At 50.8% G+C, this 21,023-nt stretch carries 26 protein-coding genes and 1 tRNA gene; 21 read left to right on the top strand and 6 right to left on the bottom strand.

The window, feature by feature from the left end:
• Positions 1 to 17 precede the first annotated feature (17 nt).
• The 11 genes from Q7T66_RS13510 (at position 18) to tatC (ending at position 6,917) form a co-directional block, all read left to right on the top strand.
• Positions 18 to 836: a site-specific DNA-methyltransferase gene (locus Q7T66_RS13510; protein WP_304933850.1), complete on the top strand. Its 819-nt coding sequence runs from the start codon at positions 18 to 20 to the stop codon at positions 834 to 836.
• A 264-nt stretch (positions 837 to 1,100) separates the two neighbouring features.
• Positions 1,101 to 1,697 (top strand): imidazoleglycerol-phosphate dehydratase HisB, encoded by a 597-nt coding sequence (hisB, locus tag Q7T66_RS13515; protein WP_304933851.1) that lies wholly within the window; start codon positions 1,101 to 1,103, stop codon positions 1,695 to 1,697.
• A gap of 53 nt (positions 1,698 to 1,750) precedes the next feature.
• Positions 1,751 to 2,389, top strand: a complete 639-nt coding sequence (hisH, locus tag Q7T66_RS13520) for an imidazole glycerol phosphate synthase subunit HisH (RefSeq protein WP_304933852.1) — start codon at positions 1,751 to 1,753, stop codon at positions 2,387 to 2,389.
• A gap of 54 nt (positions 2,390 to 2,443) precedes the next feature.
• Positions 2,444 to 3,229 carry a 1-(5-phosphoribosyl)-5-[(5-phosphoribosylamino)methylideneamino]imidazole-4-carboxamide isomerase gene (hisA, locus tag Q7T66_RS13525; RefSeq protein WP_304933853.1) on the top strand — a complete coding sequence of 262 codons (786 nt, stop codon included), beginning with the start codon at positions 2,444 to 2,446 and terminating at the stop codon, positions 3,227 to 3,229.
• Complete coding sequence (hisF, locus tag Q7T66_RS13530) at positions 3,226 to 3,990, top strand: imidazole glycerol phosphate synthase subunit HisF (RefSeq protein ID WP_304933854.1); 765 nt, start codon at positions 3,226 to 3,228, stop codon at positions 3,988 to 3,990. The genes hisA and hisF overlap by 4 nt, the downstream gene beginning before the upstream one ends.
• Positions 3,987 to 4,391, top strand: a complete 405-nt coding sequence (gene hisI, locus Q7T66_RS13535) for a phosphoribosyl-AMP cyclohydrolase (protein ID WP_304933855.1) — start codon at positions 3,987 to 3,989, stop codon at positions 4,389 to 4,391. Before hisF ends, hisI begins: the two co-directional genes overlap by 4 nt.
• Positions 4,392 to 4,433: 42 nt before the next feature.
• Positions 4,434 to 4,775 carry a phosphoribosyl-ATP diphosphatase gene (locus tag Q7T66_RS13540; protein ID WP_304933856.1) on the top strand — a complete coding sequence of 114 codons (342 nt, stop codon included), beginning with the start codon at positions 4,434 to 4,436 and terminating at the stop codon, positions 4,773 to 4,775.
• Between the two features lie 54 nt (positions 4,776 to 4,829).
• The gene (locus tag Q7T66_RS13545) at positions 4,830 to 5,204 is read left to right on the top strand and encodes a histidine triad nucleotide-binding protein (RefSeq protein ID WP_304933857.1); all 375 of its coding nucleotides are present in this window, start codon (positions 4,830 to 4,832) and stop codon (positions 5,202 to 5,204) included.
• 47 nt (positions 5,205 to 5,251) lie between these two features.
• Positions 5,252 to 5,482: a Sec-independent protein translocase subunit TatA gene (tatA, locus tag Q7T66_RS13550; protein ID WP_304933858.1), complete on the top strand. Its 231-nt coding sequence runs from the start codon at positions 5,252 to 5,254 to the stop codon at positions 5,480 to 5,482.
• Between the two features lie 70 nt (positions 5,483 to 5,552).
• Complete coding sequence (tatB, locus tag Q7T66_RS13555) at positions 5,553 to 6,053, top strand: Sec-independent protein translocase protein TatB (RefSeq protein ID WP_304933859.1); 501 nt, start codon at positions 5,553 to 5,555, stop codon at positions 6,051 to 6,053.
• Between the two features lie 117 nt (positions 6,054 to 6,170).
• Positions 6,171 to 6,917, top strand: a complete 747-nt coding sequence (tatC, locus tag Q7T66_RS13560; protein ID WP_304933860.1) for a twin-arginine translocase subunit TatC — start codon at positions 6,171 to 6,173, stop codon at positions 6,915 to 6,917.
• 4 nt (positions 6,918 to 6,921) lie between these two features.
• Here tatC and Q7T66_RS13565 read toward each other — a convergent pair whose 3' ends face one another.
• On the bottom strand, positions 6,922 to 7,584 hold the full coding sequence (locus Q7T66_RS13565) for a DUF2461 domain-containing protein (RefSeq protein ID WP_304933861.1): 663 nt from the start codon (positions 7,582 to 7,584) through the stop codon (positions 6,922 to 6,924).
• 39 nt (positions 7,585 to 7,623) lie between these two features.
• A complete protein-coding gene (locus tag Q7T66_RS13570; RefSeq protein ID WP_304933862.1) occupies positions 7,624 to 8,799 on the bottom strand; it encodes a Do family serine endopeptidase in 1,176 nt (391 codons plus the stop codon).
• 13 nt (positions 8,800 to 8,812) lie between these two features.
• Here Q7T66_RS13570 and Q7T66_RS13575 point away from each other — a divergent pair, with 13 nt between their 5' ends.
• Positions 8,813 to 9,580 (top strand): Nif3-like dinuclear metal center hexameric protein, encoded by a 768-nt coding sequence (locus Q7T66_RS13575; protein ID WP_304933863.1) that lies wholly within the window; start codon positions 8,813 to 8,815, stop codon positions 9,578 to 9,580.
• Between the two features lie 159 nt (positions 9,581 to 9,739).
• Complete coding sequence (locus tag Q7T66_RS13580; protein ID WP_304933864.1) at positions 9,740 to 10,471, top strand: response regulator transcription factor; 732 nt, start codon at positions 9,740 to 9,742, stop codon at positions 10,469 to 10,471.
• Between the two features lie 46 nt (positions 10,472 to 10,517).
• Here the strand turns inward: Q7T66_RS13580 and mscL are convergent, their stop codons facing one another.
• Positions 10,518 to 10,928 carry a large conductance mechanosensitive channel protein MscL gene (mscL, locus tag Q7T66_RS13585; protein ID WP_304933865.1) on the bottom strand — a complete coding sequence of 137 codons (411 nt, stop codon included), beginning with the start codon at positions 10,926 to 10,928 and terminating at the stop codon, positions 10,518 to 10,520.
• Positions 10,929 to 11,202: 274 nt separating this feature from the next.
• Here mscL and petA point away from each other — a divergent pair, with 274 nt between their 5' ends.
• The 7 genes from petA to Q7T66_RS13620 all read left to right on the top strand — a co-directional run bounded on the left by petA (position 11,203) and on the right by Q7T66_RS13620 (position 16,832).
• Positions 11,203 to 11,811 (top strand): ubiquinol-cytochrome c reductase iron-sulfur subunit, encoded by a 609-nt coding sequence (petA, locus tag Q7T66_RS13590; protein WP_304933866.1) that lies wholly within the window; start codon positions 11,203 to 11,205, stop codon positions 11,809 to 11,811.
• The gene (locus Q7T66_RS13595; RefSeq protein WP_304933990.1) at positions 11,811 to 13,217 is read left to right on the top strand and encodes a cytochrome bc complex cytochrome b subunit; all 1,407 of its coding nucleotides are present in this window, start codon (positions 11,811 to 11,813) and stop codon (positions 13,215 to 13,217) included. Before petA ends, Q7T66_RS13595 begins: the two co-directional genes overlap by 1 nt.
• A gap of 22 nt (positions 13,218 to 13,239) precedes the next feature.
• Positions 13,240 to 14,004, top strand: coding sequence for a cytochrome c1 (locus Q7T66_RS13600; RefSeq protein WP_304933867.1), 765 nt, complete (start codon positions 13,240 to 13,242; stop codon positions 14,002 to 14,004).
• 81 nt (positions 14,005 to 14,085) lie between these two features.
• On the top strand, positions 14,086 to 14,697 hold the full coding sequence (locus Q7T66_RS13605; RefSeq protein ID WP_011872413.1) for a glutathione S-transferase N-terminal domain-containing protein: 612 nt from the start codon (positions 14,086 to 14,088) through the stop codon (positions 14,695 to 14,697).
• 119 nt (positions 14,698 to 14,816) lie between these two features.
• The gene (locus Q7T66_RS13610) at positions 14,817 to 15,326 is read left to right on the top strand and encodes a ClpXP protease specificity-enhancing factor (RefSeq protein WP_304933868.1); all 510 of its coding nucleotides are present in this window, start codon (positions 14,817 to 14,819) and stop codon (positions 15,324 to 15,326) included.
• Between the two features lie 28 nt (positions 15,327 to 15,354).
• Positions 15,355 to 15,430, top strand: a tRNA-Thr gene (locus tag Q7T66_RS13615).
• Positions 15,431 to 15,632: 202 nt separating this feature from the next.
• Entirely contained in the window at positions 15,633 to 16,832 is a 1,200-nt protein-coding gene (locus tag Q7T66_RS13620; protein ID WP_370691651.1) for a cation:proton antiporter, read from the top strand.
• Between the two features lie 47 nt (positions 16,833 to 16,879).
• Here the strand turns inward: Q7T66_RS13620 and msrA are convergent, their stop codons facing one another.
• Positions 16,880 to 17,602 carry a peptide-methionine (S)-S-oxide reductase MsrA gene (gene msrA, locus Q7T66_RS13625; RefSeq protein WP_304933870.1) on the bottom strand — a complete coding sequence of 241 codons (723 nt, stop codon included), beginning with the start codon at positions 17,600 to 17,602 and terminating at the stop codon, positions 16,880 to 16,882.
• A 42-nt stretch (positions 17,603 to 17,644) separates the two neighbouring features.
• Complete coding sequence (gene msrB / locus Q7T66_RS18065) at positions 17,645 to 18,259, bottom strand: peptide-methionine (R)-S-oxide reductase MsrB (protein ID WP_370691652.1); 615 nt, start codon at positions 18,257 to 18,259, stop codon at positions 17,645 to 17,647.
• A 294-nt stretch (positions 18,260 to 18,553) separates the two neighbouring features.
• Between msrB and Q7T66_RS13635 the strand changes: the two genes are divergently transcribed.
• Positions 18,554 to 19,519 carry a tripartite tricarboxylate transporter substrate binding protein gene (locus Q7T66_RS13635; RefSeq protein WP_304933992.1) on the top strand — a complete coding sequence of 322 codons (966 nt, stop codon included), beginning with the start codon at positions 18,554 to 18,556 and terminating at the stop codon, positions 19,517 to 19,519.
• A 263-nt stretch (positions 19,520 to 19,782) separates the two neighbouring features.
• On the opposite strand, the gene Q7T66_RS13640 is transcribed toward Q7T66_RS13635, so the two are convergent.
• Positions 19,783 to 20,991 (bottom strand): PA0069 family radical SAM protein, encoded by a 1,209-nt coding sequence (locus Q7T66_RS13640; protein WP_304933871.1) that lies wholly within the window; start codon positions 20,989 to 20,991, stop codon positions 19,783 to 19,785.
• Positions 20,992 to 21,023 lie beyond the last annotated feature (32 nt).

Raw genomic sequence — 21,023 nt, 5'->3', positions numbered from 1 at the left:
TGCTTCCAGGCCCCGCAATGACGGAATGGCGCGATCGCATTTTTTGCGAAGATGCGCTGGCAGGCCTGGCGCGTATTCCCGATGGCGCTATCGATTTGATCATCGCGGATCCGCCTTACGGTTTGGGCAAGGATTACGGTAACGATTCAGATAAGCTCGATGCCGATGCTTATCTGTTATGGATGGAGCAATGGGTCGATGCAGCATTGCCCAAGCTTAAGCCCAACGGCAGCCTGTATATTTTCCTGACGTGGCGCTATTCGCCGGAAGTATTTGTCATGCTGAAGAAGCGCATGACGATGGTCAATGAAATTATCTGGGACAGACGCGTGCCATCGATGGGCGGCAGTACACGCCGATTTTCATCGGTGCACGACACAGTCGGATTCTTTGCCAAAGCCAAGGATTATTACTTCGACCTCGACGCGATACGCATTCCCTACGACGCGGTAACCAAGAAAGCCCGTTCGCGTTCGATTTTCGTTGGCGCAAAATGGCTGGAACTGGGTTACAACCCGAAAGATGTGTGGAGCGTTTCGCGTCTGCATAAAGAGCATAAAGAACGCGCCGATCATCCAACCCAAAAGCCGCTGGAAATTATCGAGCGCATGTTGAAAGCATCGTGTCCGCCAGACGGCGTGGTACTGGATCCTTTCATGGGCAGCGGAACCACGGCGGTGGCGGCCAAACGCTGCGGCCGCCATTTTGTTGGTTTCGAACTGAATACCGAATATTGCGATTTGATAGCAAAACGGCTGGCAGCGCTTGATGTAAAAGATGACGAAGCGGTGGTCATCCTCGACGATCAAGGAAAATCTGTCCCAGAAGAGATCTGACAAGCTTCTTATCGGATTCATTAGTTGCTCTGAAGAAGAGCCACGAGTCGTTTAACGCTGTTTTTGCATCCGCATTACCACTCGCAAATGTAAAAAATGCGGAGATAGGCAGATTCAGTCGCTGGAACGCAAAGTGCTTGCTGAAAATATGGGTAAAATGCATGTATTGTCAGAAAACGCTTTCGGTTTGGCCTAGCAACATCAGGAAATATCTACACCTCGACGGTTTTAAAACCTCATTCTCATCGTAACGGTCAATCGAATATGTCTACGCCACGCACCGCAGAAATCACCCGTAATACCAACGAAACGCAAATCCGCGTTGCGATCAATCTCGACGGTACAGGTAAACAAAATCTGAACACCGGCGTGCCTTTCCTCGATCACATGCTGGATCAAATTGCACGTCACGGTCTGATCGATCTGGATATTGAAGCCAAAGGCGATTTGCATATCGATGCGCATCACACGGTGGAAGACGTCGGCATCACGCTCGGCCAGGCTTTTGCCAAAGCGCTAGGCGATAAAAAAGGCATCCGTCGCTACGGCCATGCCTATGTACCGCTGGATGAAGCGCTGTCACGCGTCGTTATCGATTTCTCCGGTCGTCCAGGCTTGGAATTCAACGTGCCATTTACGCGCTCGATGATCGGTGCATTCGACGTCGATCTGACCAGCGAATTCTTTCATGGCTTCGTAAACCACGCGTTGGCGACCGTGCACATTGATAATCTGCGCGGCGTAAACGCGCATCATCAGTGTGAAACCGTATTCAAGGCATTCGGCCGCGCATTGCGCATGGCTGCAGAGCTGGATCCGCGTTCCGCTGGCACGATTCCATCGACCAAAGGCAGCCTGTAAGCTGTTGTTTGCGAACAAGAATGTTTCAATTCACTGAAATCTGAATCATCGGTATGAACAAAATAGTTGTAGTGGATTACGGAATGGGCAATTTGCGTTCAGTGGCGCAGGCCCTGCGCCAAGTCGCGCCGGAAGCAGATGTACGTATTTCTGGCGAGGTTGCCGATATCCGTTCTGCTGACCGCATTGTGTTGCCAGGGCAAGGCGCAATCCCGGATTGCATGCGTTCGCTGCAGGAATCCGGTTTGAAAGAGGCGGTGCTGGAAGCGGCTGCCAATAAACCATTATTCGGCGTCTGCGTAGGCGAACAATTGATGTTCGACTGGAGCGAAGAAGGCGATACGCCAGGCTTGGGTCTATTCCCCGGCAAGGTCATCAAGTTCCGTTTCGAAGATCGCCTGCAGGAAGACGGCTCGCGCTTCAAAGTCCCGCAAATGGGTTGGAACCGCGTGCATCAATCCTTGTCCCATCCTTTGTGGAACGGGATTGCCGATGACAGCTATTTTTATTTCGTGCATAGTTATTACGCAGTCCCTACAGATCGTGCGCACATCGTTGGTGAAACGCCATATGGCGCACCGTTTTGTAGTGCGATTGCTCGCGACAATATTTTTGCAACGCAATTCCATCCGGAAAAAAGCGCAAGCGCCGGTTTGCAACTGTATAAAAACTTTGTTCACTGGAAGCCTTAAGCACTCATCGGCAAGCTTCATTTCTCTAACTAACTTTTTAAACTCAACGCATCCATGCTGCTCATACCTGCCATCGATCTCAAAGACGGTCACTGCGTTCGCCTGAAACAAGGCGATATGGAACAAGCTACCGTATTCTCCGAAGACCCAGCCGATATGGCGCGCCACTGGCTGGAGCAAGGTGCACGTCGCCTGCATCTGGTTGATTTGAACGGCGCGTTCGCCGGCAAGCCTAAGAATGAGCCCGCAGTCAAAGCCATTCTGCAAGCAGTCCGCGAATACGCAGAGAAAAACGGGATTGAAGAAATCCCGGTTCAGCTCGGCGGTGGGATCCGTGATTTGGATACGATAGAACGTTACCTCGACGATGGTTTGAGCTACATCATCATCGGCACCGCTGCGGTCAAGAATCCTGGCTTTTTGCACGATGCATGCAGCGCTTTCCCGGGCCAGATCATTGTCGGCCTCGATGCCAAGGACGGCAAAGTCGCAACTGACGGCTGGAGCAAATTGTCCGGTCACGAAGTGATCGACCTGGCGAAAAAATTTGAAGATTACGGTTGCGAATCGATCATCTACACCGACATCGGCCGCGACGGCATGATGGGCGGCGTAAACATCGAAGCGACGGTCAAGCTGGCGCAAAGCATGACAATTCCGGTGATCGCATCCGGCGGCGTGCACAATATCAAGGACGTTGAATCCTTGTGTGCAGTGCAGGACGAAGGCATTGAAGGCGTGATCTGTGGCCGTTCGATTTACGAAGGCACATTGGATCTGCGCTCAGCGCAGGACAGGGCAGACGAATTGAGCGGTTTCGAACCGGAAGCAGACGAATGACATTGGCAAAACGCATCATCCCTTGTCTGGATGTGACTGCTGGTCGCGTCGTCAAGGGTGTCAATTTTCTGGAATTGCGCGACGCCGGTGATCCGGTAGAAATCGCCAAACGTTACGATGATCAGGGCGCGGACGAAATTACTTTTCTCGACATCACCGCGACCTCGGATGGCCGCGACCTGATACTCGACATTATCGAAGCTGTCGCATCGAAGGTATTTATTCCATTGACGGTTGGTGGTGGCGTGCGCGCCGTCGACGATGTGCGGCGTTTGTTGAATGCCGGCGCAGACAAAGTTGGTATTAACAGTTCAGCGATCAGCAATCCACAACTGGTATTCGACGCGTCGCAAAAGTATGGTTCGCAATGCATAGTCGTCGCCATCGATGCGAAGAAAGCATCGGATGGCCGTTGGGAAGTTTTTACACATGGCGGCCGCAAGGCAACCGGTCTGGATGCGATCGAATGGGCCAAGAAAATGGAAAGCCTGGGCGCGGGTGAAATCCTGCTGACCAGCATGGACAGAGACGGCACCAAGATTGGTTTTGATCTTGACTTGACGCGTTCGGTATCGGATGCGATCAGTATTCCGGTGATCGCATCGGGCGGCGTCGGTGGTCTGCAGGATTTGGCAGACGGTGTAAAAATAGGTCGTGCCGATGCTGTATTGGCAGCGAGTATTTTTCATTACGGTCAGCACACAGTGCAGGAAGCCAAGCGCTTCATGGCCGAACAAGGTATTGCGATGAGGTTGGTATGAGCGGCAGCGCAAAATGGTTGAATAAAGTGAAGTGGGATGAGCACGGCCTAGTGCCGGTCATCGCACAAGAAGTTGGTACTAACGATGTATTGATGTTTGCGTGGATGAATCGCGAAGCATTGGAAAAAACCATCACCTCCGGCGAAGCAATTTACTGGAGCCGCTCGCGCAAGAAGTTGTGGCACAAGGGTGAGGAATCCGGTCACACACAAAAAGTGCATGAAGTGCGCCTCGATTGCGACGAAGATGTGGTCTTGCTAAAAGTGGAGCAGGTCGGTGAGATTGCTTGCCACACCGGACGTCACTCGTGCTTCTTCCAGAAATTTGAAGGCGATGTAAAAGAGGGCGAATGGCAAACGGTAGAGCCGGTGCTGAAAGACCCGAAGACGTTTTACAAATAAAATTTAAAAATAAGTTTAAAAATAAAACAAGGCAAACTCGTCATGAGTGAAACACTGAAACGTTTGTCCGATGTACTAGAGTCGCGCAAACCAGCGAATGGTGGTGACCCGGAAAAATCGTATGTGGCCAAACTGTTCGTCAAAGGCGACGACGCGATTTTAAAAAAAATCGGCGAAGAAGCGACAGAGTTGGTCATGGCAGCAAAAGATGCGCGTGTTGATGGCGATAAATCGCATGTGCTGTATGAATGTGCCGACCTCTGGTTTCACACCGCAGTGTTGCTCGCGCAATTTGATCTGAAGCCACAAGATGTACTCAACGAACTGGCGCGCCGCGAAGGCATTTCCGGTATAGCCGAAAAGGCCAGTCGCAAAGCCGACTGACATGCGTTGCATTTACTTGCGCCTGATTTGATCATAGCCCCCACGGAGATTCATTTGGATAATTGTATTTTTTGTAAAATTGCCGCCAAACAAATTCCTGCGCAAATTATTTACGAAGACGACGATGTGCTCGCATTCAACGACATCAATCCGGCTGCGCCTATTCACTTCCTGATCATTCCAAAAAAACATCTGGCAACTTTGGCAGATTGCAATGAAAGCGATGCCGCTTTGTTGGGTAAAATATCCTTGCTTGCTCCCAAGTTGGCAAAAGAGCTTGGTTGCGGTTACAGCGTGGATGCGAACGGTGCGCCGCAAGGTGGTTTTAAAACACTATTCAATACCGGGCCTGATGGTGGGCAAGAGGTGTACCATCTGCATATGCATGTGATAGGCGGTCCGCGTCCGTGGCAGCGCTCACTGGCTTAACGAACGATTCTGAATTCCGGACGACAGCGTCCTTTGAGGAGAAAATAATGGGTTCATTTAGTATCTGGCACTGGTTGATCGTACTGGTTATTGTTGCACTGGTTTTCGGCACCAAAAAAATCGGCAGCATGGGTACCGACGTCGGCAAAGCAGTCAAAGGATTCAAGGATGGCATGAAAGGTGAAGATGAAAAACCTACTGCCCAGAACGCTGCGCCTACACAAGTTGTAGACAAAGGTACTGTTGATGTTGAAGTGAAAGAGAAGTCGAACAGCTGATGTCTTGTGCGTTGCGTAACGGCTATCGCCATGACGCTGCTCACAAATCATTTAGCCTATCGTCCATCCTATGATCGATATTGCCTTCTCCAAACTTGCGATCATTGGTGTTGCGGCACTGGTGTTCATCGGGCCGGAAAAATTGCCTAAAGTAGCGCGCATGGCCGGCACTTTGTTTGGTCGTGCGCAACGCTATATCAATGACGTCAAATCCGAAGTAAGTCGCGAGATGGAGCTGGATGAGCTGCGCAAGATGCACAAGGATGTGCAGGATGCGGCCAGCGATGTTGAGCGCAGTATTACGAAAAATATATCCGCAGCAGACAGTGGTTTGCATTCTGCGTGGGAAGGTTCGGATACCGACATCAATCCTTTGATGGAGCCGCCGACCTACGATCAGTCATCAGACAAATCGAAAAATTTTCGCAAGAAAAAACTGGCTGCGACTTCTGCAGTGCCTTCCTGGTACAAACGTCAAAGCGGACAAAAATCGCGCGTCATTTCTGGTGCGGCACGCATGGCAAAATTTCGTCCGGCGAGTGCGCGCAAGTCCACGCCTTTTTTCAATTGATGCACCGATAAAAATAAACGGTCGCAGCAAATATGTTTGCGCAGCCGTTTAATTTGAATAATTAATTATTCTCTCCGGTGCTTGCAACGCTGCAGCACACTGAATGAAGATAAAGACATGCTAGGTAACGAAGATTCATTCATTTCACATTTAGTCGAGTTGCGCAGTCGCTTGATGAAGGCGTCTATCGTCGTGATTGTGATTTTTCTTTGCCTGATGCCTTGGGCCGGCGACATTTACGACTTCCTCGCGCGTCCGATGATGTTGGCATTGCCCGAAGGTAGCAAGATGATCGCGACCGGCGTGATCACACCATTCCTGATCCCGGTCAAGGTCACGATGCTGGTGGCCTTTATTATCTCGTTGCCGTGGGTGCTGTATCAGCTATGGGCTTTCGTTGCGCCAGGTTTGTATACGCACGAAAAGAAGTTGATCGCCCCGCTGGTGATATCGTCGTCAGCCTTGTTCATGATCGGCGTTGCCTTCTGTTATTTCTTTGTGTTCGGCGTCATTTTTCATTTCATCAATAACTTTGCACCTAAGTCGATTTCTGTCGCGCCGGATATCGATAGCTACTTCGGCTTTGTGATGACGATGTTCATCGCCTTCGGCCTGACGTTTGAAGTGCCGGTGATTGTGATCGTGCTGGTGCGCATGGGACTGGTCTCTGTGGAGAAACTCAAACAGATACGTCCTTACGTGATTGTCGGTGCATTTGTGATCGCAGCGGTGGTGACGCCGCCGGACGTGATGAGCCAGTTATTGCTGGCCGTTCCTTTGTGTATTTTGTACGAAGTAGGTTTGCTGTTGGCGCCGCTGTTCGTGAAGATCACGCAGGCGCCTAAAGAATCCGAATCGACCTGAATCACTAAGCCTGGCGCAGCCAGGTAATCAGCGGATAGGCATCCTTGAATTCGGATGCCAAGGTCTTTTCCAGGTCCGTCACTTTCTTGATGTCGACTTCTTTCCATACGATGAAGCTTTTCAACTTGATGTATTCAAGATGCGGCACATCGGCGTCAAAACCTTTTGGTGGGCGCGTCAATTTCCCTTCCTGCTGCAAATCGCCGTAAGTCTCTTTCAACTTCTTGTTTTTCAATAGCTTTGAAAATCCCGTTGCATCGGCGATGACGTATTCACGTATCGCGCGCAAGCGCTCAGCTGGCGGCATCCATTCGCCACCTGCAATCAGCAATGTTCCAGTTTGATCAATGTGGAAGTAATAAGTCGGGCCGCCGCCTTGACTGGGCTTCTTCAAGCCGCTGGCATTGATCGCTGCAGAGAAGTGCGTCTTGTACGGAATCTTCTCTTTCGAAAAACGCATATCGCGATTGATGCGGAACAAGGCTTTCTTTGGATTGCAGCCTGCAACTGCTGGATCAAACTTGCTAATGTCCGCGATCAAGCCAGTTACCAACTCCAAAAATTCAGCGCGCAAAATATCGTAGCGTGGTTTGTTCATGACAAACCATGCGCGATTATTGTTTTCCGATAACTCGGCCAGGAATTGTGTGAGGTCGCGAATATGCATAAAGGTGTGTCTGATTAAGTGCGTCTATCTTTTTGGATATTATTCAGCGGTGCGTGGCGGCGCTTTCGGACGCATACCAATTGTGATGTTTAGCGTAGTTTCCTGATTCCTGCGCAACACGACCATTTTGGCTTTTTTGCCTGGCGAAAGTTGCGCGATTTGGTTCAGCATATCCGCCATATCCGTTACCGCTTTGTCTTCCACGGAAACCAGAATATCTCCCGGCTGCATCCCCGCTTTATCTGCTGGGCCGCCTTTCAATACGCCGGCAATAATGGCGCCATTGGTTTTCTTCAGGCCAAAGCTTTCTGCCAGTTCAGGTGTGATGTCTTGCGGCTCGACGCCGATATACCCGCGGACTACCTGACCGTTCTTGATGATTGCATCCATCACCGATTTGACGGTGGTGACTGGGATCGCGAAGCCTATGCCTAGCGAGCCTCCACTACGTGAATAGATTGCGGTGTTGATGCCGAGCAGATTGCCGTTGGCATCGATCAATGCACCGCCAGAGTTGCCCGGATTGATCGCCGCGTCGGTTTGAATGAAGTTTTCAAACGCATCCAGAATGCCCAGATGATTGCGGCCCAGGGCAGAAATAATACCCATCGTGACCGTTTGGCCCACGCCGAATGGATTGCCGATTGCCAGTACTGCATCGCCGACGCGCGCATCTTCTACATGACCAAGCGTGATGGCAGGTAGATTATCCAGATCGATTTTGACGACGGCCAGATCAGTTTCTGGATCGGCGCCAACCACTTTGGCAATTGCTTTGCGGCCGTCAGCCAGCGCAACTTCGATTTCATCCGCCGCTTCAACCACGTGATTGTTGGTGAGGATGTAACCTTGTGCACTGACGATCACGCCTGAGCCGAGGCTGACTTGTTTTTCTTGTTGATCATCAAAACGATCACCGAAAAACTTCCGGAAAAACGGATCGTCCATGAATGGATTTTGCGAAGGCGCGGCAGTTTTGCTGGTGAAAATGTTAACTACCGACGGCATCGCTATTTTGGCAGCATCGCGAAATGAGCCTTGCGTTGCTGCGGCATTTGGCGGCGCCTCCAGCATCGGCACCGATGTCGCGCTGCGGATTTTTTGCCCGCCGCCTAATACGCCACCTGCCCACTCGGGCTTCAAGGTCGTTACAATAAACAAAATTGCTAAACCGACAGTTACGGTTTGCGCAAACAACAGCCAGAGACGTCGCATAAAGGTAGGGAAAATGAGTCAGAAAATGATAGATAGAGATGATCTTGCCAAATATCTGGCGAGAACGCTTGATATTACTCGTTTTCGAGATTTTTGCCCAAACGGCTTGCAGGTTGAAGGTCGTAAAGAAATTAAAAAACTGGTGAGTGGCGTGACTGCGAGTCAGGCTTTGCTTGAGGCAGCGATTGAAAACGGTGCCGATGCAATTCTGGTGCATCACGGTTATTTCTGGCGCGGCGAAGATGCCCGCGTGATCGGACAAAAACACAAGCGTTTGAAATTGTTGCTGGCAAATGACGTCAATTTATTCGCCTATCATTTGCCGCTCGATATGCATGCAGAGTTTGGCAACAATGCACAGCTCGCGCGACGCCTGGGCTTGCAAGCTGAATCCCGTTTTGGTGAAGATGATCTGGGCTGGTTGGGCGCAATGAACGATGCCTCGATTACATCGGTAGCGGATTTGGCGCAGCAAGTCGAACGCCAATTAGGCCGCAGGCCGCTGGTGATTGGCGATCCCGCACAAAAGCTAGGCAAGATTGCCTGGTGCACGGGCGCTGCGCAAAGTTTGTTGGGCGATGCGATTGCCGCTGGTGCCAACGTATATTTAAGCGGTGAAATTTCCGAACCAACAGTACATTTGGCGCGTGAGAGTGGCGTCGCTTATCTTGCATGCGGGCATCACGCCACCGAGCGTTATGGCGTGCAGGCTTTGGGCGAACATCTGGCTGCACAATTCGGCATCGCCCATCACTTTATCGACATTGATAATCCAGTGTGATTTATTGACGTGTATATAGATGTGTTTATTAATTCGCGCATTGATTCGTTTCAACACGGTACGTATGACAAATCTATAAATTGCTATGGTATAACTACCAATTCGAAAATAGACAGAGCGCGCATCGTATGCGTGCCAGAGACAGGGATACCGATAATCATGTCGCAACCGATAACGGATACGCCGTCTAAGCCCATCACAGTTTTAGTTGTTGAAGACGACGCGGTAACACGGCGCGCATTGTGTTTAGGGATAGAAAAAGAACCTGCATTCAAATTGCTGGACGCACTCGATAGTGTGAAGTCAGCATTGAGCTGGTTACTGCAACAACAGCCAGATGTCTTGCTGGTTGATCTGGGTTTGCCAGACGGCTCGGGGATAGACATCATACGTTTTTGCGCCGAGCGCTATCCCGACTGCAACATCATGGTTATCACCACCTCCAGCGATCAAGACAGCGTAGTCGACAGCATAGAAGCCGGCGCATCCGGATATGTTTTAAAAGATGCGGGTCAACTTGATATCGGACGTTCTTTGCTGGAACTGCATACCGGCGGTTCGCCTATTAGTCCAACGATTGCCCGCAAGCTTTTGTCACGCATGCGCGATGATAAAAAAGTGACCGATGCGGCGTCTGAGCAAGTCGATAAGGAAACCGGTCCGCAAGTATTTTTGACCAAGCGTGAAGCGGCTATTCTTGATTTGATCGCATGTGGCGATAGTTACGGTGATGTCGCCAAACAGCTGACCTTGTCAGTCGGCACCGTGCAGACGCATATTAAAAATATTTACGACAAGCTGTCTGTGCATTCGCGCGGCGAAGCCGTGTATGAAGCCAATCGTCGTGGTTTGCTGCAGATGGATCAGCTTAAATCCAAGCGTGATGCTTGATGTAGAGGTATCAAATAAAAAGCCGCCAAATCTGGCGGCTTTTTATTTATTTTTTCAGTGAGTCGCGAATTTCGCGCAGCAACACAATATCTTCTGGTGTTGCAGCTTCCACTACAGGCTCATCTTTTTTCAATTTATTCAGAATGCGTACCATCTGAAAAATGATGAATGCCAAAATAAGGAAGTTGATCGAAATCGTGATGAAGTTACCGTATGCGAAAACAGCGCCAAGCTTCTGCGCCTCTACCAACGGCAGGCTTGGATCTTGATTATTCAATGGTAAATAATAATTGGCGAAATCGAGTCCGCCGAAAATTTTGCCGACGATAGGCATGATGATGTCCTTAACCGCCGAATCGACAATTTTGCCGAATGCTCCGCCGATAATGACCGCAACTGCCAAATCAACAACGTTTCCTTTTATTGCAAAAGCTTTAAATTCCTGCATCATGCCCATGGCAATTCTCCGTTTAACATGTTTGTAAAAGTGCAATGCGCCAGCGTATCCTAGATTTAGGGGGCTTAAACGTCAAATTAAATTTCCGCTATTTCAGGCAAATTCGATGGATAATGCGTCGCAAATAAGTAGATACAACAACAGAATTATTATAAAAGTTCAGCAAAATGGGCTTTGAGACAGCGATTCTCTTCAAAACGGACGTTGCCTTCGATATAATCAAAGGTTGCTAGAAGTTTCGTACAGATTTCGCATTTTGACGATTGGGGTTGGTATGAGTAACGAAAAGCAGGTCGATTCCGGTCGACGTGGCTTGCTCGTCGCCACGTGCGCAGCAGGCGGTGTGGCTGGGTTGGCTACAACAGGCGTTTTAGTATCTACATTTCAGCCTTCGGAACGTGCGAAAGCTGCCGGTGCACCTGTCGAAGTTGACATCAGTTCTCTGGTACCAGGCGAACTCAAGACCGTGGAATGGCGCGGTAAGCCAGTCTGGATCTTGAAACGTTCGCCCGAAATGCTGGCAGGTATCAAACAGGTTGACGGTGAAGTGGCCGATCCGAACTCGGAACGCAAGCCGGATGAATTGACACCGGAATATGCTCGCAATGAATATCGCTCCATCAAGCCAGAAATCCTGGTTGCGGTTGGTATCTGTACTCATCTCGGCTGCTCGCCTGTAACCCGCTTCCAGACCGGCGCACAGCCTTCGCTGCCAGATGATTGGCATGGCGGCTTCTTGTGCCCATGCCACGGATCGACCTTCGATCTGGCTGGTCGTGTATTCAAAAACAAACCTGCGCCCGACAATCTCGAAGTACCACGTCACATGTTTGTGGGTGATTCCAAACTGGTCATCGGTAAAGACGAGAAAGGCGAGGCGTAATCATGGCTTTCCACGAAAAACAACTTCCTGCCGACGCACCTATTGCAGAAAAAGCATTGAACTGGGTCGACGCGCGTTTCCCGCTGTCGTCTACTTATAAAGCGCATCTGTCCGAGTACTACGCGCCGAAAAACTTCAACTTCCTGTACGTATTCGGTTCGCTGGCATTGTTGGTGCTGGTGATTCAAATCGTTACCGGTATTTTCCTCGTGATGCATTACAAACCGGACGCCGCTCTGGCATTCGCTTCGGTTGAATACATCATGCGTGATGTGCCTTGGGGCTGGTTGGTGCGCTACATGCATTCGACTGGTGCTTCAGCGTTTTTCGTGGTGGTCTATATTCATATGTTGCGCGGCCTGTTGTACGGCTCGTATCGCAAGCCACGTGAATTGGTCTGGTTGTTCGGCGTCGGTATTTTCTTGTGCCTGATGGCTGAAGCGTTCTTCGGTTACTTGCTGCCTTGGGGCCAAATGTCGTATTGGGGTGCGCAGGTTATTGTTAACTTGTTCGGCGCGATTCCTTTCATCGGCCCTGATCTGTCGCTGTGGATTCGTGGTGACTATGTCGTTTCCGATGCAACCTTGAACCGCTTCTTCGCGTTCCACGTGATCGCGATTCCATTAGTGTTGATCGGCCTGGTTGTGGCGCACATCGTTGCCTTGCACGAAGTAGGTTCGAACAATCCGGATGGCGTTGAAATCAAGGAAACATTGGATGAAAAAGGCGTTCCGCGCGACGGCATTCCTTTCCATCCTTACTACTCGGTGCACGATATTTTCATCGTGACGATTTTCCTGTTCGTGTTCACCAGTGTGGTGTTCTTCGCGCCGGAAATGGGTGGTTACTTCCTCGAGTACAACAACTTCGTTCCAGCTGACCCGCTGAAAACGCCGCCGCATATTGCTCCGGTCTGGTACTTCACGCCTTTCTATTCGATTCTGCGTGCGGTTACTTCAGACTTCATGGTGTGGCTGGCTGCAGGTGTCGCCGCATACGTCGCGCTGATCATTTTGAAAACGCGTTTGGCGACCAAGTTCAAAGCTGCCGCTGCGGTAATCGGTCTGCTTGTCATCGTAGCGATGTTTGTTACCGATGCAAAATTCTGGGGCGTGGTGTTGATGGGCGTATCGGTCATGATCATGTTCGGTCTGCCATGGTTTGATGTGTCGCCGGTTAAATCGATACGCTATCGCCCAAGCTGGCACAAATACATTTATATCGTTTTCGGCATTATGTTCGTCGTCCTCGGTTATCTTGGTGTGCAAGCGCCTACACCTATCGGTACTGCGGTTTCGCAGATTGGTACCTTCATCTACTTCGGCTTCTTCCTGCTGATGCCATGGTGGAGTTCGATGGGAACGTTCAAGCCTGTGCCGGATCGCGTCGTTTTCCATCCGCACTAAGCCGCAAAGGGATAATAGAATCATGAACTTGATGAAAAAACTGATTGCGACGCTAGTACTTTTACCAGGCTTGGCATTGGCCGCGGAAGGTGGCTTCCCACTGGATAAAGCGCCAGACCACACCAAAGACCTCGCGGCTTTGCAGAACGGCGCCAAGCTCTTTGTTAACTATTGCTTGAACTGTCATTCGGCATCCTCTTTGCGCTACAACAAGTTGCAAGACTTGGGTCTGACCGAAGAACAAATCAAGACCAATTTGCTGTTCACGTCCGACAAGGTCGGCAGCATGATGACGATTGCGATGACGGCGAAAGATGCGAAGGAATGGTTTGGCGCAGCGCCACCGGATTTATCGGTGATCGCCCGTGCCAAAGCATCCAGCGCAGGTTCGGGACCGGATTGGCTCTATACCTATCTGCGTACCTACTATAAAGACGATACGCGCGCGACTGGCTGGAATAACCTGACTTACCCTAACGTGGCAATGCCGCACGTATTGTGGGAGTTGCAAGGTACACGTGCAGCCAAGTTCGTCGACGAAAAAGATCCGCATGATGCGAGCAAGGTGATCCATAAATTTGCTGGTTTTGAGCAAATTACTCCTGGCACGCTGACTGCACTTGAATACGATAAATCCGTTGCTGATCTGGTGTCATTCATGACCTGGATGGCTGAGCCTGCTCAAAATACCCGCAAACGCCTAGGCGCTTGGGTATTGATGTTCCTGGGTGTATTTATCGTAATCACCTGGCGCTTGAACGCTTCCTACTGGAAAGATATCAAGTAATTTGTTGCCCGTACTCTGCGGGCATTTGTTTTGGGGTGAGCCGCCTGCGTCTCACCCCTTTGTTTCTAAGGAACTATAAAAATGATGGTTCTCTATTCGGGCACCACTTGCCCATTTTCGCAACGCTGCCGCCTGGTCCTGTTTGAAAAAGGCATGGACTTTGAAGTACGCGATGTGGATCTGTTTAACAAACCAGAAGACATCTCGACAATGAACCCGTACGGCCAAGTGCCGATTCTGGTTGAGCGCGATTTGATTTTGTACGAATCCAATATCATCAATGAATACATCGATGAGCGTTTCCCGCATCCACAATTGATGCCGGCTGACCCATTGATGCGTGCTCGTGCTCGTTTGATGTTGTTCAATTTTGAAAAAGAATTGTTCATCCACGTCCACGTGTTGGAAAACGACAAAGGCCGCAGCGGTGAAAAAGCGCAGGAAAAAGCACGCAATGAAATCCGCGATCGCCTGACCACGCTGGCACCATTGTTCCTGAAAAACAAATACATGCTGGGCGATGAATTCTCGATGCTGGATGTCGCGATCGCTCCATTGCTGTGGCGTTTGGATCACTACGGTATCGAATTGTCGAAAACTGCTGCACCGTTGATGAAGTACGCAGAACGCATCTTCTCGCGTCCTGCTTACATCGAAGCGTTGACCCCATCTGAAAAGGTCATGCGTCGTTAAAATTTGCGCCATGCATCAAGGTCGTTGAGTGAAAGCCTGATTTCTATCTTGTACTTCATTCAACGACATTGTCTACATTTCATGGCACACTTTTTACCTGCATCGCATCGATAGGCATCATGTCTGAAACTTCTACCAAACCTTATCTGTTACGTGCCATTTACGAATGGTGCACGGACAACGGCTATACACCGTACATGGCCGCGGTAGTCGACGCGGGCACACGCGTGCCTATGGAATTCGTCAAGAACGGCGAGATCGTCCTCAACATCAGCTTCAGCGCCACGAGTGGCTTGAAGATGGACAACGATCTGGTTCGTTTCAGTGCGCGTTTTGGCGGCGTCTCTCGCGACATTTCGGTTCCTGTCGATAATGTTGTTGCCATCTATGCACGCGAAAACGGGCAGGGCATGGCGTTCGAGGCGACTGTCAAGTCAGACGATGCAGAGGGCGCGGACGAGCAAGCTGAAGATTCTTCAGCCCAGCCTATCCAGTCTTCATCAGGGCCTGCATTGACTTCGGTGCCTACCGCACCCAAGCCAAATGAAAAAAATGTGGCGGTTGAATCGGACGATGAGCCTGATCCACCAAAAAAAGGTGGAAGACCTACACTAACTCGGATTAAATAGCGTAGAATACGCGCTGCGAAAAAGTTTCGCCGACTTAGCTCATTTGGTAGAGCAGTTGATTTGTAATCATCAGGTGGCCAGTTCGAAACCGGCAGTCGGCACCAAATAAAAACCCTCTGTAACGAAAGTTGCAGAGGGTTTTTTCTTGCCTGCTCGCATCGCGTCTGCAATTTGCGACAGCCCTAATTCGGTCGCAAGCGAATAGGCTTGGCTAGACTAGGGAAGTTATTTACACTCGCTGGGTTTTGACTGTTAGCGCGGTTGCAACGGACTATCTACCCACTAAGGCAGACTTATATGCATGCAATGACCACTACTGAAATTTTCCTGATCGCGATGCTGCTGATTTTCAGTGTGCCGTACCTGATCTGGCGCATTTTCAAAACCGATTACTACGCGCCTCTCGTCGTGGTGCAAATCATTGCCGGCATTTTGCTCGGGCCCGGCATCCTCGGCGCAGTTTTCCCTGACTATTACAAATTCGTATTTACGCCACCGGTTATTCAATCGCTGAACGGCATTGCCTGGTGGGCGGTCATGTTGTTTGTCATGATTGCCGGTATCGAGCTTGATTTGAAAAAGGCTTGGGAGCATCGACGCGAAAGCTGTATTACAGCTGGCTTGGCATTAGGTAGTCCCTTGTTCTTCGGCTGCATCGCTGCTGCGGGCATGCTGATGTACAGCGGTTGGATCGGTCCCAAAGCAATGACCTGGCAATTTGTGTTGGGCGTAGGCATGGCATGCGCGGTAACAGCATTGCCGATTCTTATTTTGCTGATGGAAAAACTCAATATTTTGCGGCAGCCGATCGGCCAACGCATCTTGCGTTACGCCAGCTTGGACGACATCGCGATATGGGGCGTCCTCGCAATCATCTTGCTAGACTGGACACGCGTCGGCAGGCAGGTCGGATTTTTGCTGGCATTTGCAGTGGCTACATTCCTGTTTCGCCGGCTCATGGTCAAGCTGGAAGAAAGTGACCGCTGGTATGTAAGCTTGATCTGGTTAGCGGTCTGCAGTTTTGCGGCTGATTGGGCTGGCTTGCACTTCATGGTTGGCGCCTTCCTCGCTGGCGCAGTGATGGACGCGCACTGGTTTAATCAGGAGAAGATGGACCTGTTGCGACATCACGTGCTGCTGACCATTATGCCGGTATTCTTTCTGAGCACAGGCTTGAGAACAAACTGGGATGTCGGTGGGATCGCGGTATTTGCGGCGGCGGCAGTATTGCTGATTGCCTCCGTATTCGGCAAGCTGGCGGGCATTCATGCCGCCGGTAAAATTCTTAAGTGGGAAAAAGGTGAAGCTTCGATTATCGGATGGTTGTTGCAGACCAAAGCGCTGATCATGATCATCTTCGCTAATATTCTGCTGGATAAGCAGATCATCACCAATGAAACATTTACCGCATTGTTACTGATGGCGGTGGCTAGCACGATGCTTACGGTACCTATCGTGTATCCAAAATTGCAAAAATTGAAGTCACTGATTTTCAAGTCGAACTGAGCTGCTTACGATGCGAGCACATAGCATGTGCTCGCATTTCATCAAAATCAGAATTTCATTTGCTGTGCCTTGTTCGAGGCTACCGGCTCGTCCACATATACAGCAGGGAATATCCGCTTCAAGTTGCTGATTTTCGGCAGATCGTTATAGACGATATAAGGATGCCGCGGATTACGCTGTAAGAAGTTCTGATGATATTCCTCCGCTGGATAGAACTCTTTCAGCGGCGTGATTTGCGTAACGATGTTGCTGCGAAAAACATGCGCCTGATTCAATTGCGCGACGTACGCATCCGTTACTTTTTGCTGTGCGTCATCAGTATAAAAAACCGCAGAGCGATACTGTGTTCCGCTGTCTGGCCCTTGACGATTCAATTGCGTTGGGTCGTGCGCGACAGAGAAGAATATCTGCAATAACTCACCGTACGATACTTCCGCTGGGTCAAAAGTGATTTGCACTGCCTCGGCATGGCCGGTGCTGCCGCGACTCACCAGATTGTAATTTGCATTCGCCTTGTCACCGCCCGCATAGCCCGACACCACATTGCGCACGCCGCGCACATGTTCGAATACGCCTTCCACTCCCCAAAAACATCCACCTGCAAACACCGCCGTTTGCAAAGCGCCCTTGGCTTTGGCATTGTCGATTGCCGGGCGCGCGATTACTACCGGTGCTTCGGCCGCTTGCAGTATTGGGGATGCGAAACCCCCTAGTGTCAGCAAGGATAGAAAAGCAATTTTAGCGCTGAGTATTCTGTTGCTTGATTTCATTGAATGCTCCTGAAGATACAGCGTACAAAAACGATCTGTTATTTATCCGCGAGGCACAAAATTCAGCGACACGGAATTCATGCAATAACGCAAACCAGTAGGTTTCGGACCATCGTTAAAGACGTGGCCCAAATGTGCGTCACACAGCGAGCAAGAAATTTCATCGCGCTGCATGCCGAAGCTGCGATCAGAACTCTTGCTCACATTTAACGCAGAGATCGGCTGCCAGAAGCTAGGCCAGCCGGTGCCAGATTCAAACTTGGTTTTGGAATCGAACAAGGCGTTGGCGCAGCAAATGCACCGATACAAGCCGTCGCCATGACTCTTCGCATACTCGCCGCTGAATGCGCGTTCAGTGCCGGCTCTGCGTGCGACTTTGAACGCTTGCACAGACAACTGCTTGCTCCATTGCTCATCGGCCTTGATGACTTTTGGGATCGTCACAATTTTTTCGCTCTTGCCGGACGCTGAAAAAATCTCCACCGATACTTCACTTGGTTTGGCTGCAGATTCCTTCGCAGTGCTCGCAGCAACAACTTCGCGTGAAAAGATGCCGCTGAACAAAGCCGCGATGCCGCCTTTCAATAAAGTACGGCGCGAACTGGTTTCATCATCAGGCTTCTTAGTCCCGCTGACGCTAGGTCCATCTTTGATCATCTTGTCTCCTTGATAAAGCATGCGAAAAATTCGCGCTCGTATGGATGTATACGTTCCGCGAGCATCAACGGATTCGCTTTCACCTGTTATTTCGTCGTACAGCGAAAAAGGTTACGGATGGTCAACGATAAATAGTCGCTGGTATATGGGTGTGCCGGATTTATGGCGAATTAGCTTGACAAACGTTTCCATAAATATAATCCTGCGCATTAAGAGGTGCTTGTATACAAAAAATGGTTATATTGTATGCAGAATACTCTTTAATATAAAAAATACAATTTTGGAGACAAGATGATGAAACTTAGAATCCCCCTCTTGGTGATCGCTGGACTTTGCCTATCCGTCAGTGCATTTGCGCAGACCTGGCCCACGAGACCGGTGACGTTGATCGTGCCGTTCCCTCCGGGTGGCGGAACCGACGCCTTTGCACGCCCGTTGGCGGCGCAGCTGACCAAACAGCTCGGAAAGGCGGTCATCATCGATAATCGCGGTGGCGCAGGTGGCACTCTTGGTGCGGGCGTAGCAGCGAAGTCAGCACCTGATGGCTACACGTTTTTCGTTGGCGCAGCGCATCATGCGATTGCACCGGCGCTGTATTCAAAGCTCGCTTACGATCTCCAAAAAGATTTCATCCCGATTACCGTCATTGCCACACCGCCACAGGTGATCGTGGTCAACACGCAGCGCGTTCCGGTGCAGGATCTAAAAGGTTTGCTGGAGTACGTAAGAAAGAATCCTGGCAAGCTGAATTTCGGCTCGGCCGGTAACGGCACCTCGCATCATTTGGCGGGTGAGCTATTCAAGATCCAAACCAAGACCTTCATTACCCATATTCCATACCGCGGCGCAGGTCCGGCGCTACAGGACTTGATCGGGGGGCAGCTCGATCTCATGTTCGACGGACTCGGTTCCTCGGCCAGTCATGTAAAGAGCGGCCGCATCAAGGCACTTGCCGTCGCATCTGCCAAGCGCGCACCTGGCTTTCCCGACGTTCCGACGGCTGCGGAAGCCGGTGTGCCAGGCTATGAAGTATCCACTTGGTACGGTCTGTGGGCAATCAAGGGCACCCCACCCGAGGTGGTCGAGCGCATGACCGAAGAAGTGAAGAAAGCGCTGGCGTCCCCGGAGATCCAGCGAAACTGGACGAGTGCCGGCTCGGATATTCCGAACATGTCACAGGCGGAATTCACCGCGATGATCTCGTCCGAAATGGCGCGCTGGGCGGAGGTTGTCAAGAGCTCCGGCGTCAAGCTGGAATAGGGCAAGAGCACACTGCCGACTGAGCATGAGATGCCGGCTGTGCGCATCGTCGCCCTGGAAATAATTTATGCAGGAAAAAGCTTTAAGGGCATATTTTTATAGGTGTCGGGAGGTTGTTCATATCGGCATGAACGTTTCGGAATGGATGCTTGTGCTGATGTAATCAGCAGCTAGCCAGCTCGAAACAGACGGCCGGCTCCACACTAAAAACCCTCAGCCACGAAAGTTGCGGAGGGTTTTTTCTTGCGCGCGGCATTCTCTGTTTAGAAAAGATCTTGCTGATCGCAAGCCTTGCCATTTGATTTTGCCTGCGCCGGAATATGCAAGGGCCGGCGAAAGCGTGAAGCATCGAGCGCGTGAAAACGATGTGAATGTCCAGTGAGGCCTAACCGCTTTGCCGCTTTCTCAAAGCGTTGCCGAATCAGGTCGGCCCAAATCCCTTCGCCGCGCATGCGGGTACCAAAATTGGCATCGTAATCTTTGCCGCCACGCATTTCCCGCACGTGATTCATGACGCGTTGCGCGCGATCCGGGAAATGCGTCTGCAACCATTGCTGGAACAAGGGACTAACTTCCCACGGCAAACGTAGCACGATGTAATGCGCACTGATGGCACCTGCCTCCGCGACTGCGGCTAGTACGCGTTCCAGATCCGGTTCGGTAATAAAGGGGATCACGGGCGCGATACTGACGCTGACCGGAATGCCGGCATCTGTCAGCGTGCGTATCGTGCGCAAGCGTCGCACTGGTGCCGCGGCTCTGGGTTCCAGCGTGCGTGCGATGGCGGGATCGAGCGTTGTGATGGTGATCGCTACGGCCGCTTGTCGCTTGGCGGCCATTGCGGATAACAGGTCGATGTCGCGCTCGATCAATGATGATTTGGTGATCAAGCCCACCGGATGTTCGCACTCGTGCAATACCTCGAGCACGCGTCGGGTCAATTGGTATTCACGCTCGCAAGGTTGATAGGCATCGGTGTTGACGCCGAGCGCGATGGGCTGCGCGACATACGAAAATTTGGCTAGCTCCTGACGCAATAATTCTGGGGCGTTGATCTTCGCAAAAATTCGACTTTCAAAATCCAGGCCGGGCGAAAGTCCCAGATAACTATGCGTGGGCCGCGCAAAGCAGTAGATACAACCATGTTCGCACCCGCGATACGGATTAAGCGAAACGCTGAACGGAATATCAGGTGACGCATTGCGCGTCAGGATGCTTTTCGCTTTTTCTTCAGTGACATAAGTTTTCCAGGTAGGCGGCGCAGTGTTATTGCTTCCATCTTCGTTGAATAGGTGATCACCATTCTCATCAGATCCATTGCCGCAACTATCATTCAGCCAGCCGTCATCAAACCGTTCGCGCGCCTGCATTTCATAACGGCCTTGCAGGTTGGAAACAGCACCGCGACCTTTACGCGCTGTGGGCATCTGCACCAGCGGCTGCGTTTCATTACTGAAGTCGTCATCGGACATTTCTTCCTCATAAATACTGTGTTTATGTACAG

It is taken from the genome of Herminiimonas sp. (genome assembly GCF_030655415.1).
The sequence above is the reverse complement of the archived record's forward strand: the minus strand, read 5'-3'. Positions and strand labels throughout refer to the sequence as shown.

What these genes read in the sequence shown, in the direction of transcription:
- msrB (WP_370691652.1), bottom strand. Translation starts at nt 18,259, where the DNA reads ATGATCAAAGATGGACCTAGCGTCAGCGGGACTAAGAAGCCTGATGAT.
- Q7T66_RS13620 (WP_370691651.1), top strand. Translation starts at nt 15,633, where the DNA reads ATGACCACTACTGAAATTTTCCTGATCGCGATGCTGCTGATTTTCAGT.
- Q7T66_RS13600 (WP_304933867.1), top strand. Translation starts at nt 13,240, where the DNA reads ATGAACTTGATGAAAAAACTGATTGCGACGCTAGTACTTTTACCAGGC.
- hisF (WP_304933854.1), top strand. Translation starts at nt 3,226, where the DNA reads ATGACATTGGCAAAACGCATCATCCCTTGTCTGGATGTGACTGCTGGT.
- Q7T66_RS13510 (WP_304933850.1), top strand. Translation starts at nt 18, where the DNA reads ATGACGGAATGGCGCGATCGCATTTTTTGCGAAGATGCGCTGGCAGGC.
- Q7T66_RS13565 (WP_304933861.1), bottom strand. Translation starts at nt 7,584, where the DNA reads ATGCATATTCGCGACCTCACACAATTCCTGGCCGAGTTATCGGAAAAC.
- msrA (WP_304933870.1), bottom strand. Translation starts at nt 17,602, where the DNA reads ATGAAATCAAGCAACAGAATACTCAGCGCTAAAATTGCTTTTCTATCC.
- tatB (WP_304933859.1), top strand. Translation starts at nt 5,553, where the DNA reads ATGATCGATATTGCCTTCTCCAAACTTGCGATCATTGGTGTTGCGGCA.
- Q7T66_RS13540 (WP_304933856.1), top strand. Translation starts at nt 4,434, where the DNA reads ATGAGTGAAACACTGAAACGTTTGTCCGATGTACTAGAGTCGCGCAAA.
- Q7T66_RS13570 (WP_304933862.1), bottom strand. Translation starts at nt 8,799, where the DNA reads ATGCGACGTCTCTGGCTGTTGTTTGCGCAAACCGTAACTGTCGGTTTA.
- mscL (WP_304933865.1), bottom strand. Translation starts at nt 10,928, where the DNA reads ATGGGCATGATGCAGGAATTTAAAGCTTTTGCAATAAAAGGAAACGTT.
- Q7T66_RS13610 (WP_304933868.1), top strand. Translation starts at nt 14,817, where the DNA reads ATGTCTGAAACTTCTACCAAACCTTATCTGTTACGTGCCATTTACGAA.
- Q7T66_RS13575 (WP_304933863.1), top strand. Translation starts at nt 8,813, where the DNA reads ATGAGTCAGAAAATGATAGATAGAGATGATCTTGCCAAATATCTGGCG.
- tatA (WP_304933858.1), top strand. Translation starts at nt 5,252, where the DNA reads ATGGGTTCATTTAGTATCTGGCACTGGTTGATCGTACTGGTTATTGTT.
- hisA (WP_304933853.1), top strand. Translation starts at nt 2,444, where the DNA reads ATGCTGCTCATACCTGCCATCGATCTCAAAGACGGTCACTGCGTTCGC.
- hisH (WP_304933852.1), top strand. Translation starts at nt 1,751, where the DNA reads ATGAACAAAATAGTTGTAGTGGATTACGGAATGGGCAATTTGCGTTCA.
- hisI (WP_304933855.1), top strand. Translation starts at nt 3,987, where the DNA reads ATGAGCGGCAGCGCAAAATGGTTGAATAAAGTGAAGTGGGATGAGCAC.
- Q7T66_RS13640 (WP_304933871.1), bottom strand. Translation starts at nt 20,991, where the DNA reads ATGTCCGATGACGACTTCAGTAATGAAACGCAGCCGCTGGTGCAGATG.
- Q7T66_RS13635 (WP_304933992.1), top strand. Translation starts at nt 18,554, where the DNA reads ATGAAACTTAGAATCCCCCTCTTGGTGATCGCTGGACTTTGCCTATCC.
- Q7T66_RS13605 (WP_011872413.1), top strand. Translation starts at nt 14,086, where the DNA reads ATGATGGTTCTCTATTCGGGCACCACTTGCCCATTTTCGCAACGCTGC.
- Q7T66_RS13580 (WP_304933864.1), top strand. Translation starts at nt 9,740, where the DNA reads ATGTCGCAACCGATAACGGATACGCCGTCTAAGCCCATCACAGTTTTA.
- tatC (WP_304933860.1), top strand. Translation starts at nt 6,171, where the DNA reads ATGCTAGGTAACGAAGATTCATTCATTTCACATTTAGTCGAGTTGCGC.
- hisB (WP_304933851.1), top strand. Translation starts at nt 1,101, where the DNA reads ATGTCTACGCCACGCACCGCAGAAATCACCCGTAATACCAACGAAACG.
- petA (WP_304933866.1), top strand. Translation starts at nt 11,203, where the DNA reads ATGAGTAACGAAAAGCAGGTCGATTCCGGTCGACGTGGCTTGCTCGTC.